Genomic DNA, 19,764 nt, shown 5'->3' with positions numbered 1-19,764 from the left:
CGGGACGGCGGCCCCGCCGCCGCGTCCGGCGAACATCGCCGCGAACCCCGGCGCGTGGTCGCCCTCGCCGGGCGCGGACGGCGGGCCGCGGGCGGCCCCGGGCCGGCTCCAGGGGTTCGTGGCGCTGTCGTCGCAGGACCGGGTCGCGCAGGTGGACGCGGCGACGCACCTGATCACGGCCACGAGGATCAGGACGGACGCGGCGCACGGCCTGGCCGTCACGCCGGACGGCCGGACGCTGTACGTCGCCGAAACCGGACAGTACGACGTCGCCGCCGTGGACCTGGCGTCCGGCGCGGTGCGGAAGATCGTCGTGGGGCCGTATCCGCAGGCGGTGGCCGTGGCGCCCGGCGGGCGCGCGGTGTACGCGGCGGTGACGGGCGGTGACACGGGCGCGGGCGGCTCGGACGTGGTGAAGGTCATCGACACGGGCACCGACCGTGTCACCCGGACGATCCGGGTGGGCACCGCGCCGCACCAGATCGCGTTCGCGCCGGACGGCCGCCGCGCGTACGTGACCTACGCGGGCGGTCTCGCCGTGGTCGACACCGCGGCGGGCAAGGTCGTCGGGAGGGTGGCCGATCCGGGTGGCGCGCAGGGCGTCGCGGTCACGCCGGACGGGCGGCGGGTGCTGGTGACCAATCCGCGGGGCGGCGACACGTGGCTGGTGAACGCCGTGTCCGGGCAGGTCGCCGCGCGGATCGCGACGCCGGACGGGCCGTGGGGTGTGGCCGTCGCCCCGGACGGGCGCCGCGCGTACGTGGCGCGGATGAACGCGGGGACGGTCGCCGTGGTGGACCTGGCGTCCCGCAGGGTCACCGGGCAGGTGAGGGTAGGCAAGCTGCCCGCGCCGGTGACGCTCACCCCGGACGGGCGGGAGGCGTGGGTCGGGAACCTCTTCTCCGGCAGCGTCTCGGTGATCGACACCGCGTCGGGGCGGGTCACGGCGACGATCGTGGGCGGTGTCGGCACCAAGCCCGTGAACGCGGGCCCGCAGGCCATCGCGTTCGGCCCGACCCCGTGACCGTGTCCCCGCGCCTGAACCCCGGAGGGCGGGGTCAGGCTCGGGGCGCCGGGCGGAGGCGGCGCGGGAGGCTCGCGGCGACCGTGTCGTAGGACTGCTCGAGCATCTCGTGGACCATCTCGGCGTCGAGGACGCCGTCGAGCAGCACGGTGACCCAGTACCGCTTGTTGAGGTGGTAGCCGGGCAGGACGGTGTCCGGGAACTCGGCGCGCAGGGCGACGACCTCGTCCGGGGGCAGCTTCAGGCTGACGCGCGGCGGGTCGGCGTCCTCGGCGAGGAGCGCGAAGATCTTGCCGCCGACGCGGTAGACGGCGGGCTGCTCGCCGAAGGGGAAGTCCTCGGTGGCGCCGGGGAGGCCGAGGCAGTGCCCGGTGACGTCGCCGGGCTTCACGGGAGCTTGAAGTGCGGGTTGCGGATGACGCCGACCAGGTCGCCGACCGGGTTGCGGACGACCGCGGCCTCGATGCCGCCGCCGACCTCGCGGCACGCCGTGTGCGACCGTCCGCCCGCGGCGATGAGCCGGGCCTCCGCGTCCGCGGCGTCGTCGACGCCCCAGTAGACGATGGGGCCGTCGTCCGGGGCGCCGTCGGGGTCGAGGGCGAGTTCGTATCCGCCGACCTCGTAGCCGACGTAGAACGGCTCGTCGAAGTAGGGCTCGATGCCGAGCACGGACGTCCACCAGAGTTTGGCGGCGGCCAGGTCCGGGGCCGGGTAGATCACGGTGCGCAGGCCCAGGAGTTCCACGCTCACGGGTGCTTCTCCACTGGTCGGTCGGGACAACGGTGGCCGGGGCCGCCCCGCCGCGGGCAAGGGCGGGGCGGGACGGGACGAGGGTGAGGGTGAGGGTGAGGGCTGGTCAGCGGCGTTGCAGCAGGCCGCGGACGTAGGCCGCCTGCCCGGCGTGCTCGAGGCAGTCGTCGGCGACGCTGACGAGCCGGACGCCGAGGGTGACCGGCGGGCTCCAGCGCTCGTCGACGACGCGGTCGAGGGCGTCCGGGGTAAGGCCGGCGAGGAACTCCTCGGTGCGGGCGTGGACGGCGTCGTAGTACTCGGTCAGCAGTTCCGCCGTCGGCCGCACCTCCGCGACGTCCTCCGGGGTGTGGCCGTAGCCGGTGTCGCCCGGGTCGGCCGGGAGGTCGAAGCGCGCGGCGAGGTCGCCGGTCTGCCAGATCTGCTCCTTGCCCAGGACGTCGGCGATGTGGTCGTCCTGGACGCGTGTCAGGTGCCACACCAGCCAGCCGATCGTGTTCGCGCCGGGCTCGGGCGGGGTCGCCAGCTCCGTCGCGTCCAGTCCCGCCACCGCGTCGCGGACGAGCGGCGGGATGCGTCCGTAGAGATCACCGAACACCTCGTTGACGTTCATTCTGGCGACTCTAGCCCGCGCCTCCGACATTCCCCCGCCGCCGCCCCCGGAGAGGACGGGAGCGCAGGTGGGGCGGGTGGGCCCGGCCACCCCAGCGGTGGGTGGCCGGGCCCGCGGTCCCGGAGTGCGGGACGGTGCCGTGGCCGCGTCGTCCGCGGCGGCGGTGTGCTGGAGCGGGGCGTCGCGGGGTCCCTGGGGCGACGCTGGTCCGGCGCCCGGAAAGTATCCGAAACCGGGCCTTGGCACAAGGGGCGTCCGGGCCGGTGACGGCGCCCGGCGGGCGTCGCCGGGGCCGGTGTCAGGAGACCTGTTTGTTGAGCCAGCCGAGGATGAACGGGAGCATGTTCCGCCACACGACGGTGCCGTGTTCGCCGATCTTGGTCGTGTACTTGGTGACCGCGGTCGGCGGGCGGACGTGCCCCATGAACTTGTCGATCTCGGACGGCGGGGCCTCGGGGTCGCGGCCGCCGGTGGCGAGCAGGAGCCGCACGGCCGGGGCCTTGGGCAGCAGCTCGTACGGCGCGTTCGCCTTGAGGAGCTTGGCGTTGTGCCGGATCACGGGGTCGGTGGACTCGTACGTCCCGGCGATGCCGACGCCCGTCCTGTACAGGTTCGGATGCTGGAGGGGGAACTTGACCGCGCAGTACGCGCCCTCCGAGTAGCCCATGGTCGCCCAGGACGCCGCGTCGGTCTTCACGCGGAAGTTCTGGTACATGAAGTCGCGGACGTCCTTGGTGAGCCACGTCGCGACGGGCGTCTGCCCGGGGATGTCGGTGCACTCGTTCGGCTTGCCGCCCGCGACGTTGATGGACGCCGAGACCAGGATGAACGGCTTGACCTTCCGCGCGTTGATCAGCTGGTCGATCTGGTTGCCGACGTTCAGGTCGCCGTACCAGGTGGTGGGCTCGCCCGGGGTGCCGCCGAACAGCTGGACGACCGGGTAGGACGCCCGGGAGTCGCGTTTGTAGCCCGGCGGGAGGTAGATCACGGCGCGGCCGGTGACGTGCGAGGCCGGGCCGGTGAACCTCGCCTCCAGGCTCTTGCGCCCCTGGTCGGTCTTGAAGTGCTTCTGGGTGAGCGGGCCTGGGCCGACCAGGCCGGACCTGTGGTGGCCGCCGCCCGCGCCGCCGACGCTGCTCTCCTGGCCGCCGCCGTCGTCGAAGCTGGTGCCGAGGAAGTCGGCCGACACCTCCGACCATGTGCCGTAGAACCCGCGCGCGTTGTTGATCAGCAGCCCGACCAGTGCGAGCGCGGTGACCTGGCAGAGCAGGATCATCCCGGCATGTCCGATGTGCCGGACGACGCCGGGCCCCGGGATCCGGTTCCACACGGCCATGCAGCCGGCGAACGCCAGGACGGCCAGGAAAACCGCCACCAGCAACGTCACCGTGCTATGAGGACCCATAGTCAGCGCAAACCCCCGTGTCGCGGGTCCGAGTCATGGCCCGCGGTTCGCTCAAGCGGACGCCGCGGGGAGGCAACGGCATGACCGAACAGTGGCATCCGTCCGTAAATACCCGGGGCGACTGATCAACTATAGGACAGGAGAAAGGTAAAAAAGTCCGGCCCGATACGCGGTATCCGCATTTTCACCTGCCGCTTACCTTGGGAAACGTGGTTTCGCGACGTCCGGGCGGCGGTGCCAGGCCCCCGCCGCGCCCCCGGCGCGCCCCCGCGAACACGGCGTTCTCCCCACCTCACCGGCGTTCGGCCAATGATCAGGCACCTTCCAGACACCGTTCGGCCGGCTCAGAATTTTTTACGTCCGGCACCGCCCCCCGAACCGGGACACGCCGGACGACCGAAGCCGGACATGGGTGAGCGGCCGGTCGCGAGAAGCGACCGGCCGCTCACCAGGAGTGCTCCCGGCAGGTCAGGCCAGAGGACGGGCCGTCGGCGGGATCGGGTACGGCAGGGCGGTCTGGCCGGTGAGGAACTTGTCGACACCGTGCGCGGCGGCGCGTCCCTCGGCGATGGCCCAGACGATGAGCGACTGGCCGCGGCCCATGTCGCCCGCGGCGAACACCTTGTCCACGCTCGTGGCGTAGTCGGCGTCCCGCCGGACGTTGCCGCGCTGGTCGAGGTCGACGCCCAGCTGCGCGAGCAGCCCCTCCCGCTCCGGGCCGAGGAAGCCCATCGCCAGGGTGACCAGCTGCGCCGGAAGCTCCCGCTCGGTGCCGGGGATCGGCGTGAAGCCGGTCTCCGGGCCCTCGACGCCGACGACCTTCAGCGCCCGCAGGTTCCCGTCCCCGTCGCCGAGGAACGCGACCGTGCTGAGCGCGTAGAGGCGCTCGCCGCCGAGGTCGCGGAGCTCCTCGTGCGCGCTCTCCATCTTGAACAGCATCGGGTAGGTCGGCCACGGCTGGTGGCCGGGCCGCTCCCGCGGCGGCGTCGGCATGATCTCCAGCTGGGTGACCGAGGCCGCGCCCTGCCGGAGGGCGGTGCCGACGCAGTCCGCGCCGGTGTCGCCGCCGCCGATGACGACGACGTGCCTGCCGGTCGCCGGGACGGACGACACGGTGGAGTCGCCCTCCTGCACCTTGTTCGCCGGGGGCAGGTACTCCATCGCCTGGTACACGCCGCGCAGGTCGCGGCCGGGGACGGGCAGGTCCCGCCACGCGGTCGCGCCGCCGGTCAGCAGGACCGCGTCGTACCGCTCGCGCAGCTCGTCGGCCGTGATGTCGACGCCGACGTTCACCGAGGTCTGGAACGCGGTGCCCTCGGCGCGCATCTGCTCGATCCGCCGGTCGAGGTGGCGCTTCTCCATCTTGAACTCGGGGATGCCGTAGCGGAGCAGGCCGCCGATCCGGTCGGCGCGCTCGTAGACGGTGACGTCGTGCCCGGCGCGGGTGAGCTGCTGCGCGGCGGCGAGCCCGGCGGGGCCGGAGCCGACGACCGCGACCGTCCTCCCGGTCCGGACGGACGGCGGCTTGGGCCGGACCCAGCCCTCCTCCCACGCCCGGTCGATGATCTCGACCTCGACCCGCTTGATGGCCACCGGGTCCTGGTTGATGCCGAGGACGCAGGCGCTCTCGCACGGGGCCGGGCAGAGCCGCCCGGTGAACTCGGGGAAGTTGTTGGTCGCGTGCAGCCGCTCGACGGCGTCATGCCAGTCGCCGCGGTACACCAGGTCGTTCCACTCGGGGATGAGGTTGCCGAGCGGGCAGCCCTGGTGGCAGAACGGGACGCCGCAGTCCATGCAGCGGCTCGCCTGCCGTTCGACCTTGGGCCGGGCGAACTCCTCGTACACCTCGGTCCAGGACTTGATGCGGACGTCGACCGGGCGGCGCTGCGGGAGCTCCCGCCCGGCGGTCAGGAAACCCTTCGGGTCGGCCATGTTCGGTGGTCCCCCTCTCAGCTCTGCGCGGCGGCCATGATGGCCTCGTCGACGTCGCGGCCCTCGGCGCGGGCGGCCTCGGCCGCGTCCAGCACCCGCCGGTAGTCCCGCGGCATGATCTTGGTGAAGCGGGTCGCGGCGGCCTCCCAGTCGGTGAGCAGCGCCGCGGCGGTCCCGGATCCGGTCTCGGCGTGGTGCCGCTCGACCAGGACGCGGACGTCCTCGGCGTCCTGCGCGGTGAGGGCCTCCAGGTCGACCATCTCCGGGTTGACCCGCTCGGCGACCAGGTCGAGCACGTAGGCGACGCCGCCGGACATGCCCGCCGCGACGTTGCGCCCGGTGCGGCCGAGGATGAGGACCCGTCCGCCGGTCATGTACTCCAGGGCGTGGTCGCCGACGCCCTCGACGACGGCCGTGGCGCCGGAGTTGCGGACGCAGAACCGCTCCCCGACGACGCCGCGGGCGAACAGCTCGCCCGAGGTGGCGCCGTACAGGATGACGTTGCCGCCGATGATCTGCCCGGACGGCTCGAACGGCACGTCCGCGGGGGGACGCAGCGTGAGACGCCCGCCGGACAGGCCCTTGCCGACGTAGTCGTTGGCGTCGCCGACCAGCCGCAGTGTCACGCCGCGCGGGACGAACGCGCCGAACGAGTTGCCCGCCGAGCCGGTGAAGGTGACGTCGATGGTGTCGTCGGCGAGACCCGCGCCGCCCCACTTCCTCGTCACGGCGTGGCCGAGCATGGTGCCGACCGTCCGGTTGACGTTGCGGATCGGCAGTTCGAGCGTCACCTTGTCGCCGTAGGCGATCGCGCCCTCGGCGAGCTGGATCAGCGTGTTGTCCAGGGCCTTGTCGAGCCCGTGGTCCTGGGTGGTGGTGCGGCGCAGGGACGCGCCGTCCGGTACCTCGGGGGCGTGCAGGATCGGCGCCAGGTCCAGCCCGGACGCCTTCCAGTGCGCGACGGCGTCCCTGGTGTCGATCATCTCGACGTGCCCGACGGCCTCGTCCAGCGTGCGGAAGCCGAGCGCGGCGAGGTGCTCGCGGACCTCCTCGGCGATGAACTCGAAGAAGGTGACGACGAACTCGGGCCGGCCGGTGAACCGCTGCCGCAGGACGGGGTTCTGGGTGGCGACGCCGACCGGGCAGGTGTCGAGGTGGCAGACGCGCATCATGACGCAGCCGGACACCACGAGCGGCGCGGTCGCGAAGCCGAACTCCTCGGCGCCGAGGAGCGCGGCGACGATGACGTCGCGGCCGGTCTTGAGCTGGCCGTCGGCCTGGACGACGATGCGGTCGCGCAGCCCGTTCAGCAGCAGCGTCTGCTGGGTCTCGGCGAGGCCGAGCTCCCAGGGCGCGCCGGCGTGCTTGAGCGAGGTGAGCGGGGACGCGCCGGTGCCGCCGTCGTGGCCGGAGATGAGGACGACGTCCGCGTGGGCCTTGGACACGCCCGCGGCGACCGTCCCGACGCCGACCTCCGCGACCAGCTTCACGTGCACCCGGGCGGCCGGGTTGGCGTTCTTCAGGTCGTGGATGAGCTGGGCGAGGTCCTCGATCGAGTAGATGTCGTGGTGCGGCGGCGGCGAGATGAGGCCGACGCCCGGGGTGGAGTGCCGGGTCTTGGCGATCCACGGGTAGACCTTGTGGCCGGGCAGCTGGCCGCCCTCGCCGGGCTTGGCGCCCTGCGCCATCTTGATCTGGATGTCGTCGGCGTTCGCCAGGTACTCGCTGGTCACGCCGAACCGTCCGGACGCGACCTGCTTGATGGCGCTGCGCCGCAGGTCGCCGTTGGCGTCCGGGACGAACCGCCCGGGGTCCTCGCCGCCCTCGCCGGTGTTGGACTTGCCGCCGAGCCGGTTCATGGCGATCGCGAGGGTCTCGTGCGCCTCGGCGGAGATCGACCCGTAGGACATCGCGCCGGTGGAGAACCGCTTGACGATCTCCGACACGGGCTCGACCTCGTCGATCGGCACCGGCGGGCGCTCGCCGTCCCTGAACCGGAACAGTCCGCGGAGCGTCATCAGCCGCCCGGCCTGCTCGTCGATCCGGGAGGTGTACTCCTTGAAGATCTCGTAGCGGCGGGTGCGGGTGGCGTGCTGGAGCTTGAACACGGTCTCGGGGTCGAACAGGTGCGGCTCGCCCTCGCGCCGCCACTGGTACTCCCCGCCGACCTCGAGGGTGCGGTGCGCGGGCTCGTTGCCACCCGCCGGGTAGGCGCGGGCGTGCCGCCGCGCGACCTCGTCGGCCAGGACGTCGAACCCGACACCGCCGAGCTTGGACGTGGTGCCGGTGAACGCGTGGTCCACGACCTCGGCGCCGAGCCCGACCGCCTCGAAGATCTGCGCGCCGGTGTAGGACGCGACCGTGGACACGCCCATCTTCGACATGACCTTCAGGACGCCCTTGCCGTACGCCTTCACCAGGTTCCGGACGGCCTTGGTCTCGTCCACGCCGGCGAGGACGCCGGTGCGGACCAGGTCCTCGACGGTCTCCTGCGCGAGGTAGGGGTTCACCGCGGACGCGCCGTACCCGATGAGCAGCGCCATGTGGTGGCACTCGCGGGCCTCGGCGGTCTCGATCACCAGGCCGACCCGGGTGCGGGTCCGCTCCCGGATCAGGTGGTGGTGGACGGCGCCGGTGAGCAGCAGCGACGGGATGGCCGCGCGGCCCGAGTCGCTGCCCCGGTCGGACAGCACGATGATCCGCGCGCCGCCCCGGATCGCCCGGGACACCTCGGCGCAGATCTCCGCGAGCCGGGCCCGCAGCGCCTCGCCGCCGCCGTGCACGTCGTAGAGGCCGTGGACGACGTGGGCCTGCAGGTGCGGCAGCGACCCCTCGTCGTCGATGTGGATGATCTTGGACAGTTCGTCGTTGTCCAGGATCGGGGTCGGCAGCACCAGCCGGCGGCACGAGTCCGGGCCGGGCTCCAGCAGGTTGCCCTCGGGGCCGAGGGTGGACTGCAGGCTGGTCACCAGCTCCTCGCGGATGGCGTCCAGCGGCGGGTTGGTGACCTGCGCGAACAGCTGCTTGAAGTAGTCGAACAGCAGCCGCGGGCGCTCCGACAGCACCGCGATCGGGGTGTCGGTGCCCATGGACCCGATCGGCTCGGCGCCGGTCCGGGCCATCGGCGACAGGATGACCTTCAGCTCCTCGTTGGAGTAGCCGAACGTCTGCTGCCGCTTGACGAGCGTCTCGTGCGTCGGGATCTCGCGCTCGCGGCGCGGCAGCTCCTCGAACCGGACCAGGCCCTCGTGCAGCCACTCCCCGTACGGGTGCTGCGCGGCGAGCTCGGCCTTGACCTCGTCGTCCTCGATGATGCGCCCGGCCTCGGTGTCGACCAGGAAGATCTTGCCGGGCTGGAGCCGTCCCTTCCGGACGACCCGGTCGGACGGGATGTCCAGCACCCCGGCCTCGGACGCCAGCACCACGAAGCCCTCGTCGGTCACCCAGTACCGTCCGGGGCGCAGCCCGTTGCGGTCCAGGACGGCGCCGACGACCGTGCCGTCGGTGAACGTCACCGACGCCGGGCCGTCCCACGCCTCCATCAGGGTGGAGTGGAACTCGTAGAAGGCGCGGCGCGCCGGGTCCATCTCGGTGTGGTTCTCCCACGCCTCCGGGATCATCATCAGCACCGCGTGCGGCAGGCTGCGCCCGCTGAGGTGCAGCAGCTCCAGGCACTCGTCGAACGACGCCGTGTCGGACGCCTCGATGTCGATCACCGGGAAGATCCGGGACAGGTCGCCCGGGAGCAGGTCGGACTTCAGCAGCGCCTCGCGGGCGCGCATCCAGTTCCGGTTCCCGCGGACGGTGTTGATCTCGCCGTTGTGCGCGATGAACCGGTACGGGTGCGCCAGCTCCCACGCCGGGAACGTGTTGGTCGAGAACCGGCTGTGGACCAGCGCGATGCCCGAGGTGAACCGCTCGTCCGACAGGTCGGGGAAGAACGGCTCGAGCTGCGGCGTGGTGAGCATGCCCTTGTAGACGATCGTCCGGGAGGACAGGCTCGGGAAGTAGGCGGTGGTGTCCTGCTCGGCGCGCTCGCGCATGCAGAACACGACGCGGTCCAGCTCGAGACCGGCCTTGCCCGCGTGCGGGCCGTGCGCGGCGGCCGTCAGGAACAGCTGCGCGAAGTGCGGCATGACCCGGCGCGCGGCCGGTCCGCAGTGGGACGCGTCGTGCGGCAGCTCGCGCCAGCCGAGGACGGTCAGGCCCTCCTCGACGCAGAGCGTCTCGATGCGCTCGACCGTCGCGGCGCGGTCGGCCTCGTCCTTCGGCAGGAACGCGACGCCCGCCGCGTAGGACCCGGCCTCGGGCAGGGCGAAGTCGCAGACGTCGCGGAAGAACGCGTCCGGGATCTGGACGAGGATGCCCACGCCGTCGCCGTCGTCCGGCTCGGCGCCGACGGCGCCGCGGTGGTCGAGGTTGCGCAGGACGGTCAGGGCGTTGCTCACGATGTCGTGGCTCTTGCGACCGTTCAGATCCGCCACCATGCCGACGCCGCAGGCGTCGTGCTCGTTGGCCGGGTCGTAGAGGCCCTGGTGCTGTGGAAGGCCCGGGGTGAGGGCAGCAGAAGCCATCAAACCCTCCCGTCGTCGTGGTGTCACTGGCTGATGTCAGTGCAGGCACGGGACGGCGTTGGCCCTGCTGCGGTGCGATGAGACTACATCACTGCCGGAATCATGCCCGATGCGACCAAGTCGCGAAACGTGTCCGGGTCTGTTGATCTTCGTCGATCTCGTTGATCTCCGCGTGGTTTAGACCATTCTAGGGGTCGATGACCACACGACAACGCCCTGACCTCGGGTGATCATCATCACCGGGTCAGGGCGTTTAAAAGAGCGGCCGCGGGCCGGGGCCACCGGGGGCCGCGTTCCGGGGGCGGCGGGCCGCCTCGGCGGGCGGCGTCAGGGGGTGCGCGCGGCCCGGTCCAAGACGGCCGGCGCCTTCTGCCCCTCGATGAGGATCGACAGGAGCGTCTCGTCCTTGGCGGCGCTCGCCGCGTCCCCCGAACCGGAGAGCCGCTGCGCCCACGCCACCACCGCGAAGTGGCCCATCGCCACGCCGCGCGCCGCGCCGTAGCCGTTCTGCCCGAACGCGCCGAGCGCGCCGCCGGAGCCCGAGCCCAGCGGACGGACGAACCCGCCGCCGCTGCCCTGGCCCAACGCGTCCACCAGGGTGTTCGCCGACGACACGTCCGCGAGGTTGAAGACCGTCACCGACAGGGCGTAACCGTGTGCCGTGTCCGCGTACAACGTGCGCGCGACCTGCGTGCAACCCGCGCGCCACACCGCCTTGGCGGTCGCGGCCCCCCACACCGCCGCCGGGCAGGACGAGCCGAGCTCCTTGCCCTTCAGCGTCAGCCGCGCCTTCCGGGACACCTGGACCGTCGACGCGTCCGGCGGGAACGCCTCGCCCGTGGTCAGCGGCGCGGCGTCCGCCGACCGCTTCTCGATCCCCGTGTACGCCCGGCCGGACGGCGAGCTCGAGTACGTCGAGGGCGTCGCGCCGGTCGGCGCCGTCGCCCCGAGGGACGCCCCGCCGCCGTCATCGGCGCCGGGCTTCGCACGGGAGTCGTGCGTCCCGACGACCAGCGCCCCGACACCGACCACCAGCAGCACCACGAGGCCCACGGCCCAGCCGAAGTAGGTCCGGGCACTCGGCCCGCGCTTCGCCTGCGGCCGTTTCCCCTGCGTCCGCGCGCCGGGCCTGCCACCCTGCGCCTGAGCGTCGTATCCACCGGGACCCTGACCATCGCCATACCCGGCCTGACCGTGAGCGTCGTACCCGCCTTGACCCTGACCGTCGCGGTACCCGCCCTGACCGTGACCGTCGTGCGCGGCCTGCGCCCGAGCGTCGTAGGCGTTCTGGTCCTGGGCGTCGTACCCGGACTGGGACCGGCCGTCGTACGCGGCGTCCCCCGGGGCGGCGTCGCCGGCGGTGGCCGGACGGCCGGAACCGCCGCGCGGACGGTCTCCGCGCGGCGGGCGTCCCCGGGACGGTCGCCGGGGCCGGGTGGTGGGACGGCTCATTGCTTCGAGTTGTCCCCGGCCATCTCCAGGCGTCCCCAGACGAAGTCGGCGGGCTTCTCCACCGCGAGGCTGAGGTCGACGAGCTCGGAGAGGTTCGCGGGCTGCGCGCCCCCGGCCCGCTGGACCCACGACAGGATCACGAAGTGGCCGTAGGTGTGCGCGTACGCGGCGCTGAAGCCGCTGTGGAACGCGACCGCGCCGTCCGGGTCGAGCGCGCGGACGAAGCCCGCGTTGGTCGCCGGGTCGAGGTCGCGGACGATCTGCTGCGCGCCGTCCTGGTTCGCCATGTTCAGCACCGCGAACTGGCCGACGTGCTGCTTGTCCTGGCTCACGTACGCGCCGCGCGCGACCTGCGTGCACTGGTGCGCCGCCAGGTCGGCCTGGAGCCGCTGGCCCCAGGTCGCGTCCTTGCAGTCGGACGCCAGGCTCGTCCCCGCGAGCGTGAACGAGTACTTCTTGTACGCCACCGTCTTGACGTCCGGCGGGAAGACCTCGCCCTCGGTGATCGGCCGCCCGTCGCGCTGCCGGTCGGAGATCTTGCCCATCTCCTTCTCGGGCGCCCACGGGGTGAACGCGGTCGGCAGCAGCTGCGCGCCCTGCTTCGCCGCCCCGCCGGACTTCTTGCCCCCGCCGGACGCCATCATCGCCACGACGGCGACCGCCGCGACCACGACGACCAGCACGATCGCGCCGCCGATGAGCAGCTTGGGGTTCGGCCCCTTCGATCCCTTGCCGTCGCCGTCGCCACCGGAATCCGCCGGCCAGAAATCCCGCTGTCCGGTGTCGGTGCCGGACGGGGACCCGGGCGGGGTCGGTCCCGGGGATGAGCCTGAGTCACGAGCCTCGATCACAGTGCGGGAGCCTATCGTTCCAGCCGCCCACGCGCGCACAAAAGGGCGTTTCCGGTCGCTACACGCCGGTCGACGGCGGTCACACTCCGGACTGGCCGATCAGGGCGCCGACCCCGAACGTGATCGCCGCCGCCACGCCGCCGAACACCAGCTGGCGCAGCCCGCCGAACCACCACGACCGCGTCGTCACCCGCGCGACCACCGCGCCCGCGCCGAACAGCCCCAGCGCCGCCACGATCGCGGCGGGCCACAGGTTCTGCGCCCCGAGCAGGTAGGGCAGCACCGGCAGGACGGCCCCGATCGCGAACGACACGAACGACGACCCGGCCGCCACCAGCGGGGACGGCAGGTCGCCGGGCGCGACGCCCAGCTCCTCGCGGGCGTGCACCTCCAGCGCGTCCTCGGGGTTCCGCGACAGCTGCCGCGCGACCTCCGCCGCCGTCGCCGCGTCCACGCCGCGCTTCTCGAACACGGCCGCGAGCTCCCGCTCCTCGGCCGCCGGATGCCGGGCCAGCTCCAGCCGCTCGATCTCGATCTCGGCCATCGCCAGCTCCGACTGCGAGGCGACCGAGATGTACTCCCCCGCCGCCATCGAGAACGCCCCGGCGGCCAGCCCCGCCAGTCCCGCCAGCAGCACCACGTGCTGGGACGCGCTGCCGCCCGCCACACCGGCGATCAGCGCGAAGTTCGACACCAGGCCGTCCATCGCGCCGAACACCGCGGGCCGCAGCCAGCCGCCGTTCACGTCCCGGTGCTGGTGATGGTGCTCGGCCAGCATCTCGGGTTCCTCCGCGGTCAATCCCCCCATAAGGCGACCTTACTGGGCATCCCGGACAGGCTCGCCCTTGCCCGCCCCGTCGCCGTCCTTCGCCTCGGCCTCAGCCTTCGCCTTCGACTCGGGGTCGGCCTTCGCCTTGGGCTCGGACTCGGACTCGGGCTCGGGGTCGGACGTGTCCGCGTCCTGGACGTCATCCTTGGCGCCGCCCTCGGACTCCGGCTCTACCTCGTCCTCGGGCTCGGCCTTGTCCCCGACCTTCTCCTCGGGCTCGGCCTTGTCCTCCGGCTCGGGCTCGGGCTTCGGCTCGTCCTTCGCGGCGGGCTCGTCCGCGACCTCGCGTTCCGCTTCGGGCTCCGCGGCGGGCTCGGCCTCGGACGGGGCGTCGGCGGCGTCCTTCACGCTCTCCTCCGGCTCGTCCTCGGTGACGCTCTCCGCGGCGTCCCCGGCCTGGTCAGCCTGGGTGACACTCGCGGGCTCGCCGGGCTCGGGACGTTCCTCAGCGGCCTTCTCAGCGACGTCCTCGGGCTTGTCGTCCTCCACGGTCTCCGCGGTCTCCATGCTCTCCGCGGCGGCGCCGGACTCGTCCGGGACGGCGGGCTCGACCGCGCCGACGGCCTCGGGGCCGGTCTTGTTCCGGGCCCAGTAGAAGTAGTAGGCCGCGCCGAGGAAGACGAGGATCGCGGTCCAGTCGTTCAGCCGCAGCCCGCCGATGTGGTGGGCGTCGTCGATGCGCAGCGCCTCGACCCAGAACCGTCCGAGCGTGTAAGCGGCGATGTAGAGCGCGAACGCGCGGCCGTGGGTGAGCTTGAAGCGGCGGTCGGCCCACAGCACCAGGACGGCGACGCCGATGCACCACAGCGACTCGTACAGGAACGTCGGGTGGTAGGTCGCGACGTCGGCGTACTTCGGGTCGAGCGCGCCGTCGGCGGTGCGGGGTCGGTGCGCCGAGTCGATCTTCAGGGCCCAGAAGGTGTGCAGCGGACGCCCGTAGAGCTCCTGGTTCCACCAGTTGCCCCAGCGTCCGATCGCCTGGGCGAGCGCGATGCCGGGCGCGATGGCGTCGCCGAGCGCGAGCACCGAGATGCCGCGGCGGCGGCAGCCGATCACCGCGCCGACCGCGCCGAGCAGGACGGCGCCCCAGATGCCGAGGCCGCCCTCCCAGACCTTCAGCGCGTTCACCGGGTCCTTGCCGTCCCCGAAGTAGCGCTGGTAGTCGGTGAGGACGTGGTAGAGACGCCCGCCGACCAGGCCGAACGGGACGGCCCAGACCGCCACGTCGATCACGGTGCCGGGCTGGCCGCCCTTGGCCGCCCAGCGGCGTTCGCCGAGCCATACCGCCACGACGATGCCAAGAATGATCATCAGGGCGTAGGCGCGGATCGGGATCGGCCCGAGGTGCCAGACGCCCTGGGAGGGACTCGGAAGGAAGGCCACCGGCTGCATGAGCGTTGACGTTACCGCGTTCGCGGGGTACAGGGACGCACGTCCCGCACCGGAAACACCCGATCGCCGGGTCTACCGGGCGGAAACGGAAACAGCGCGCGGAATCCGGGAGGCGGCGGGCCCCACCCGGCCCGCCCTCCCCCGGTTCCCGTGCGCGCGGCGTCCGCTAGCGGCCCCCGGCCTGCTGGACGGCCTTGGTCAGATCGTCCTTGGTGGTCGCGTTGAGCTGCTTGCCGTCGAGGAACAACGTCGGCGTGCCCTGGACCTTGCGGGTCTCCAGGGCGTACTTGGTCATCTCCGCGACCTGTGCCTTCTTCTGCATCTTCCGGACGCACGGCTCGAAGTTCGCGTCCGTGACACCGAGCTGATGCCCCCACTTCACCAGGTCGTCCTCGGAGAAGCCGGTCTTGCCCTCCTCGGGCTGCGCCTTGTAGAGCGTGTCGTGGTACGAGAGCCACTTGTCGGCCGGGACGCACAGGGCCGCGTTCGCGCCGCGCTCGGAGTTGCCGCTGAGCGGCTCCTGCTGGAACAGGTGGAACGGCCGGTAGACGAGGCTGACCTTGCCCTCCGCGGCGAGCTGCCGCATCGTCCCGCCGAGGGACGCCTCCAGCGCCTTGCACCCCGGGCACTGGAAGTCCTCGAAGACCTCCAGGACGGGCTTGGTCACGCCTGCCTTCGCCATCGTGACCGAGCCGTCCGCGTTCCGCGTGACCGGCGCGGACGGGCCGCTGTAGGGCGTGGCGGTCACCTTCGCGCCGTTGTCGCCGCGGTTGGCGACCAGGACCACCACGATGGCGACCACCACCGCCGCGAACACGACCCCCAGCACGATCATCAGCAGCCGGGTGCGGCGGTCCCGGGCGGCCTGCGCGGCCCGTTCCGCCGCCAGCTTCTCGCGCGCGGTGCGCGTCCTGTCGGCCTTGCTCATCGATCCCCCGATCGGCTCGCCGTGCGCTGACGCTTGCAGAGCGTAGTGGCGAACGGTCACCGAGGGTGACAGGCGAAGGTCATCGGGGGAGAAAGACCACCGGCCGGGCACACCGCGCACGCGAGTGCGTGCGGGCGTGCCCGGCCGGGCGACGTGTTTCGCGTGCCACCCCGTCCGGTGACCGGAGGGACGGGTGTCCGGTCGGACGGGCGGACGCGGGCGCGGTCAGGAGGTGGCGGAGGTGACGGCCTTCTCCAGCGCGTTCGGGTCGAACATCGCGTTCTGGTCGATCGGCTTGCCGTTGACCAGGACGGACGGGGTGCCCGCGCGGCCGCCGTACTTGGCCTGCAGGACCTTCAGCCCGTCCTCGTTGTTCTTCTTGACCTGCGCCGTGTACTTCCCGCCCGACACGCACGAGGCGAAGTTCGCCGACGTGCCCGCGGCCGTGCCGAACTTCTTCAGCACGTCGGCGGTCAGCGCCTTCCGCTCGTCCGGCTGGTTCTGGTAGGCGACGTCGTGGAACTGGAGGAACTTGCCCTCGTCGGCGGCGCACCAGCCCGCGACGGCCGCGCGCGGCGAGCCCTCGGGGTTGACGAACGACAGGATGTGGTACTTCACCGTGACCTTGCCCTCGGCGGCGAGCTGCTTCACGGTGTCACCGCTGGCCTTCTCGAACTCCTTGCAGATGGGGCACTGGAAGTCCTCGTAGAGGTCCAGCGTGGGGGCCTTGATGCCGGGCTTCCCCATCGTGACGGTGCCGTCGGCCTCGACCTGGATCGGCGCGGTCGCGCCCTTGTACAGGTTCGCGCTGACGGCCTTGCCGTCGCCGCCCGACTTGTCGGAGTTCATGGCGACGACGGTGACCACGACGGCCACGGCGACCACGACCACGGCGGTCAGCACGGCGGTCAGCAGCTTGACCTGCTTGTTCCGTGCCTGCTGCCGCTTGCGCTCCTCGGCCAGGCGCTCTCGGGCCGTCCGCTCCCGTGCGGCCTTGCTCATTGGTTCTCCTATGGGTGGAGGTGCTGCTCTTCGGGGGCCTTCAGGGGGCTAGTCGACCTGGCCGAGCCGCCGGAACTCGTCGGCCAGGACGAGGATGAAGAGCAGGATAGTGATGATGTGCACCCCGGTGCACCACAGGCAGATCTTGTCCAGCACGGCCAGTTCGACCGTCACCAGGTAGACGATGAACACGAGGCCGATCGCGGCGGAGGCCAGCCGTCCCCAGCGGAACATCGGCGCGGCGTTGTTCAGTGCCCAGGGCGTGATCAGGACGGCGAAGCCGACGAAGAACAGCAGGCCGAGCAGCGGCAGGGGAACGCCGAGCAGCTTGGAGTACTTGCTGGTCGTCACGGCGTGGCAGTCGACCGTGGCGTTGGCCGAGCAGATCAGCGCCTTCTGGTTGTAATGCGTGTAGGTCAGGTAGATCGAGATGGCGAGACCGGCCAGCGTGAGCGGCCAGGTCAGCGCGGGGAACCAGCGTCCGCCCGCCGAACGTGCCGGCGTCGCGCCGGCCTGCGCCGCCGCTGTCTCTTGCGTCATCGATGATCCTTCCACGACCGCCCGTCCAAGGCCGCCCGTCGCGCCGGGTCCACGGCGGGCGAACACACACCTTACGTGAGTGCGCCCCGACTCATCAGCATGAACCGACGGGGCGTCGGAGGGAGTTCCCGATCTCGGCGACGACTTTCACCGATCCGTTACCCGGGGGCCGCCTGGGCGCCCGGAACGCCGTCCGGACCGGGGTTCCCGGTCCGGACGGGCGCCGAAGCGCGGTTCACGGGTGTGGCTCCGGAGTCAGAGCTCCCGGCGGACGCCCCGGGCCAGGTCGGCGGTGAGGGCGCGGACGCCCGCGAGGCCGCTCGCCTGGTCGGGCGCGTCCAGAAGGCGGCGGATGAACGCCGAGCCGACGATCACGCCGTCGGCGAACCCGGCGACCTCGGCGGCCTGGGCGCCGTCGCCGACACCGAGGCCGAGGCCGACCGGCAGGTCCAGGCCCTGCTTCTCGATGCTCGCGCGGGTGCGCTCGACCAGCCGCGGAGCGCCGGTGTCCACGGCGGTGCGGGCCCCGGTCACGCCCATCAGGGACGCCGCGTACACGAACCCCCGGGACGCCGCGGTGATCTTCTCGATCCGCTCGTCGGTGGAGCTCAGCGCGACCAGGAACACCTTGTCCAGGTCGTGGGCGTCCGCGGCGGCCAGCCAGTCGCCGCCCTCCTCGGGCGTGAGGTCCGGGGTGATCAGGCCCGCGCCGCCCGCCGACTTCAGGTCGCGGGCGAACGCGTCCACGCCGTACCGGTCCACGGGGTTCCAGTACGTCATGACCAGCGTCGGGACGCCGGTCTCGGCGACGGCCTCGACCGTGCGGAACACGTCCGCGACGCGCGCGCCGCCGACCAGCGCCTGGTGCACGGCGTCCTGGATCGTCGGGCCGTCCATCATCGGGTCGCTGTAGGGCAGGCCGATCTCGATGACGTCGCAGCCCGCGTCGACCATGGTCCTGGCGGCCTCGATCGCGCCGTCCACGGACGGGAACCCGGCGGGCAGGTAGCCGACGAGCGCGGCGCGCCCCTCGGCCTTGGCCTTGTCGTAGGCGGTCTTGACGCTGCTCACTTGGCCTCGTCCCCCTCGGGCATCAGGCCGAAGAAGCCGGCGGCCGTGTGCATGTCCTTGTCGCCGCGCCCGGACAGGCAGACGACGATCGTGGCGTCCGGGCCGAGCTCGCGGCCGACCTTGATCGCGCCCGCGAGCGCGTGCGCGGACTCGATCGCCGGGATGATGCCCTCGGTGCGGCAGAGCAGCGAGAACGCGTCCATCGCCTCGGTGTCGGTGATCTCGTGGTACTCGGCGCGGCCGGTGTCGTGCAGCCACGAGTGCTCGGGGCCGACGCCGGGGTAGTCGAGCCCCGCGGAGATCGAGTGCGTCTCGAGGGTCTGGCCCTCGTCGTCCTGGAGCAGGTAGGTGCGCATGCCGTGGATCACGCCGAGCGAGCCGCCGACGAGGGTGGCCGCGTGCCTGCCGGACGCGACGCCGTCGCCGCCCGCCTCGAAGCCGAACAGTTTCACGTCGTCGTCGGGGACGAACGCGTGGAACATGCCGATCGCGTTGGATCCGCCGCCGACGCAGGCGACGACCGCGTCCGGGAGCTTCCCGGTGAGGTCGAGGCACTGGCGCCGGGCCTCGACGCCGATGATCCGCTGGAAGTCGCGGACCATCATCGGGAACGGGTGCGGTCCCATGACCGACCCGATGACGTAGTGGGTGGTGTCGACGGACGCGACCCAGTCGCGGAACGCCTCGTTGCAGGCGTCCTTGAGGGTGCGGCTGCCGGTCTTCACCGGGACGACCTCGGCGCCCAGCATCCGCATGCGCGCGACGTTCAGGGCCTGCCGCTCGGTGTCGACCTCGCCCATGTAGACGGTGCACTCGAGGCCGAGGAGGGCGGCGGCGGTGGCCGTGGCCACGCCGTGCTGCCCGGCGCCGGTCTCGGCGATGACGCGCTTCTTGCCCATGCGCTTGGTTAGCAGCGCCTGGCCGAGCACGTTGTTGATCTTGTGGGAGCCGGTGTGGTTGAGGTCCTCGCGCTTGAGGAGGATCCGGGCCCCGCCGGCGTGCGCCGCGAACCGCTCGGCCTCGGTCAGGAGGCTCGGCCGCCCCGCGTAGTTCGCGAGCAGGTCGTCCAGCTCGGCGGTGAAGGACGGGTCGGTCTTGGCTGCGTCGAACTCGCGGGTCAGCTCGTCCAGGGCGGCCATGAGGGCCTCGGGGGCGAACCGCCCGCCGAAGGCGCCGAAGTGGCCGGTCGCGTCGGGAACCTGGGTGCCCGGCGACAGGAACGTCCGCGAGGAGTCGGCGGGAACGCCGGAAGCGCCGCGCGCGGCGTCGATGGTCATGGGTTGTTCTCGTCTCTGAGTGAGAGGGCTCGTCGGGTCAGTGAGATGCCGGACGAGCGCGCCATCGTTCGCGCAGCGGTTCAGCGAGCATGCCCCGTACCCTACCGCCAACGGCCCAGGTCCA

At 72.3% G+C, this 19,764-nt stretch carries 16 protein-coding genes; 1 reads left to right on the top strand and 15 read right to left on the bottom strand.

The window, feature by feature from the left end; translation table 11 throughout:
• On the top strand, positions 1 to 1,024 hold a 1,024-nt coding region (locus EBO15_RS23430; RefSeq protein ID WP_147481622.1), incomplete at its 5' end, for a YncE family protein.
• 34 nt (positions 1,025 to 1,058) lie between these two features.
• Here the strand turns inward: EBO15_RS23430 and EBO15_RS23425 are convergent.
• The 15 genes from EBO15_RS23425 to trpB form a co-directional block, all read right to left on the bottom strand.
• Entirely contained in the window at positions 1,059 to 1,415 is a 357-nt protein-coding gene (locus tag EBO15_RS23425) for an MmcQ/YjbR family DNA-binding protein (RefSeq protein WP_199744757.1), read from the bottom strand.
• Entirely contained in the window at positions 1,412 to 1,774 is a 363-nt protein-coding gene (locus EBO15_RS23420; protein WP_122196580.1) for a VOC family protein, read from the bottom strand. Before EBO15_RS23420 ends, EBO15_RS23425 begins: the two co-directional genes overlap by 4 nt.
• Before the next feature lie 106 nt (positions 1,775 to 1,880).
• The gene (locus EBO15_RS23415; protein WP_122196579.1) at positions 1,881 to 2,387 is read right to left on the bottom strand and encodes a mycothiol transferase; all 507 of its coding nucleotides are present in this window, start codon (positions 2,385 to 2,387) and stop codon (positions 1,881 to 1,883) included.
• Positions 2,388 to 2,685: 298 nt separating this feature from the next.
• Positions 2,686 to 3,762, bottom strand: a complete 1,077-nt coding sequence (locus EBO15_RS23410) for an alpha/beta hydrolase (RefSeq protein ID WP_233616385.1) — start codon at positions 3,760 to 3,762, stop codon at positions 2,686 to 2,688.
• A gap of 498 nt (positions 3,763 to 4,260) precedes the next feature.
• Positions 4,261 to 5,724 carry a glutamate synthase subunit beta gene (locus tag EBO15_RS23405; RefSeq protein ID WP_122196577.1) on the bottom strand — a complete coding sequence of 488 codons (1,464 nt, stop codon included), beginning with the start codon at positions 5,722 to 5,724 and terminating at the stop codon, positions 4,261 to 4,263.
• A gap of 17 nt (positions 5,725 to 5,741) precedes the next feature.
• On the bottom strand, positions 5,742 to 10,298 hold the full coding sequence (gene gltB / locus EBO15_RS23400) for a glutamate synthase large subunit (protein ID WP_122196576.1): 4,557 nt from the start codon (positions 10,296 to 10,298) through the stop codon (positions 5,742 to 5,744).
• 327 nt (positions 10,299 to 10,625) lie between these two features.
• Complete coding sequence (locus EBO15_RS23395; protein WP_122196575.1) at positions 10,626 to 11,750, bottom strand: hypothetical protein; 1,125 nt, start codon at positions 11,748 to 11,750, stop codon at positions 10,626 to 10,628.
• Entirely contained in the window at positions 11,747 to 12,601 is an 855-nt protein-coding gene (locus EBO15_RS23390) for a hypothetical protein (protein ID WP_122196574.1), read from the bottom strand. The genes EBO15_RS23395 and EBO15_RS23390 overlap by 4 nt, the downstream gene beginning before the upstream one ends.
• Positions 12,602 to 12,680: 79 nt before the next feature.
• Entirely contained in the window at positions 12,681 to 13,409 is a 729-nt protein-coding gene (locus tag EBO15_RS23385) for a VIT1/CCC1 transporter family protein (RefSeq protein ID WP_122196573.1), read from the bottom strand.
• A 9-nt stretch (positions 13,410 to 13,418) separates the two neighbouring features.
• Positions 13,419 to 14,822, bottom strand: coding sequence for a prolipoprotein diacylglyceryl transferase (gene lgt, locus EBO15_RS23380; RefSeq protein ID WP_122196572.1), 1,404 nt, complete (start codon positions 14,820 to 14,822; stop codon positions 13,419 to 13,421).
• A gap of 166 nt (positions 14,823 to 14,988) precedes the next feature.
• Positions 14,989 to 15,750 carry a DsbA family protein gene (locus EBO15_RS23375; protein WP_122196571.1) on the bottom strand — a complete coding sequence of 254 codons (762 nt, stop codon included), beginning with the start codon at positions 15,748 to 15,750 and terminating at the stop codon, positions 14,989 to 14,991.
• 225 nt (positions 15,751 to 15,975) lie between these two features.
• Entirely contained in the window at positions 15,976 to 16,752 is a 777-nt protein-coding gene (locus EBO15_RS23370; RefSeq protein WP_122196570.1) for a DsbA family protein, read from the bottom strand.
• 48 nt (positions 16,753 to 16,800) lie between these two features.
• On the bottom strand, positions 16,801 to 17,292 hold the full coding sequence (locus EBO15_RS23365; RefSeq protein ID WP_122196569.1) for a vitamin K epoxide reductase family protein: 492 nt from the start codon (positions 17,290 to 17,292) through the stop codon (positions 16,801 to 16,803).
• A gap of 255 nt (positions 17,293 to 17,547) precedes the next feature.
• Positions 17,548 to 18,363: a tryptophan synthase subunit alpha gene (gene trpA, locus EBO15_RS23360; protein WP_122196568.1), complete on the bottom strand. Its 816-nt coding sequence runs from the start codon at positions 18,361 to 18,363 to the stop codon at positions 17,548 to 17,550.
• Entirely contained in the window at positions 18,360 to 19,640 is a 1,281-nt protein-coding gene (trpB, locus tag EBO15_RS23355) for a tryptophan synthase subunit beta (RefSeq protein WP_122196567.1), read from the bottom strand. The genes trpA and trpB overlap by 4 nt, the downstream gene beginning before the upstream one ends.
• Between the last annotated feature and the right edge of the window lie 124 nt (positions 19,641 to 19,764).

The sequence above is a fragment of the Actinomadura harenae genome, assembly GCF_003696215.1.
GTDB classification, from domain to species: Bacteria; Actinomycetota; Actinomycetes; order Streptosporangiales; family Streptosporangiaceae; genus Spirillospora; species Spirillospora harenae.
This window is presented reverse-complemented; position numbering and strand designations above follow the sequence as displayed.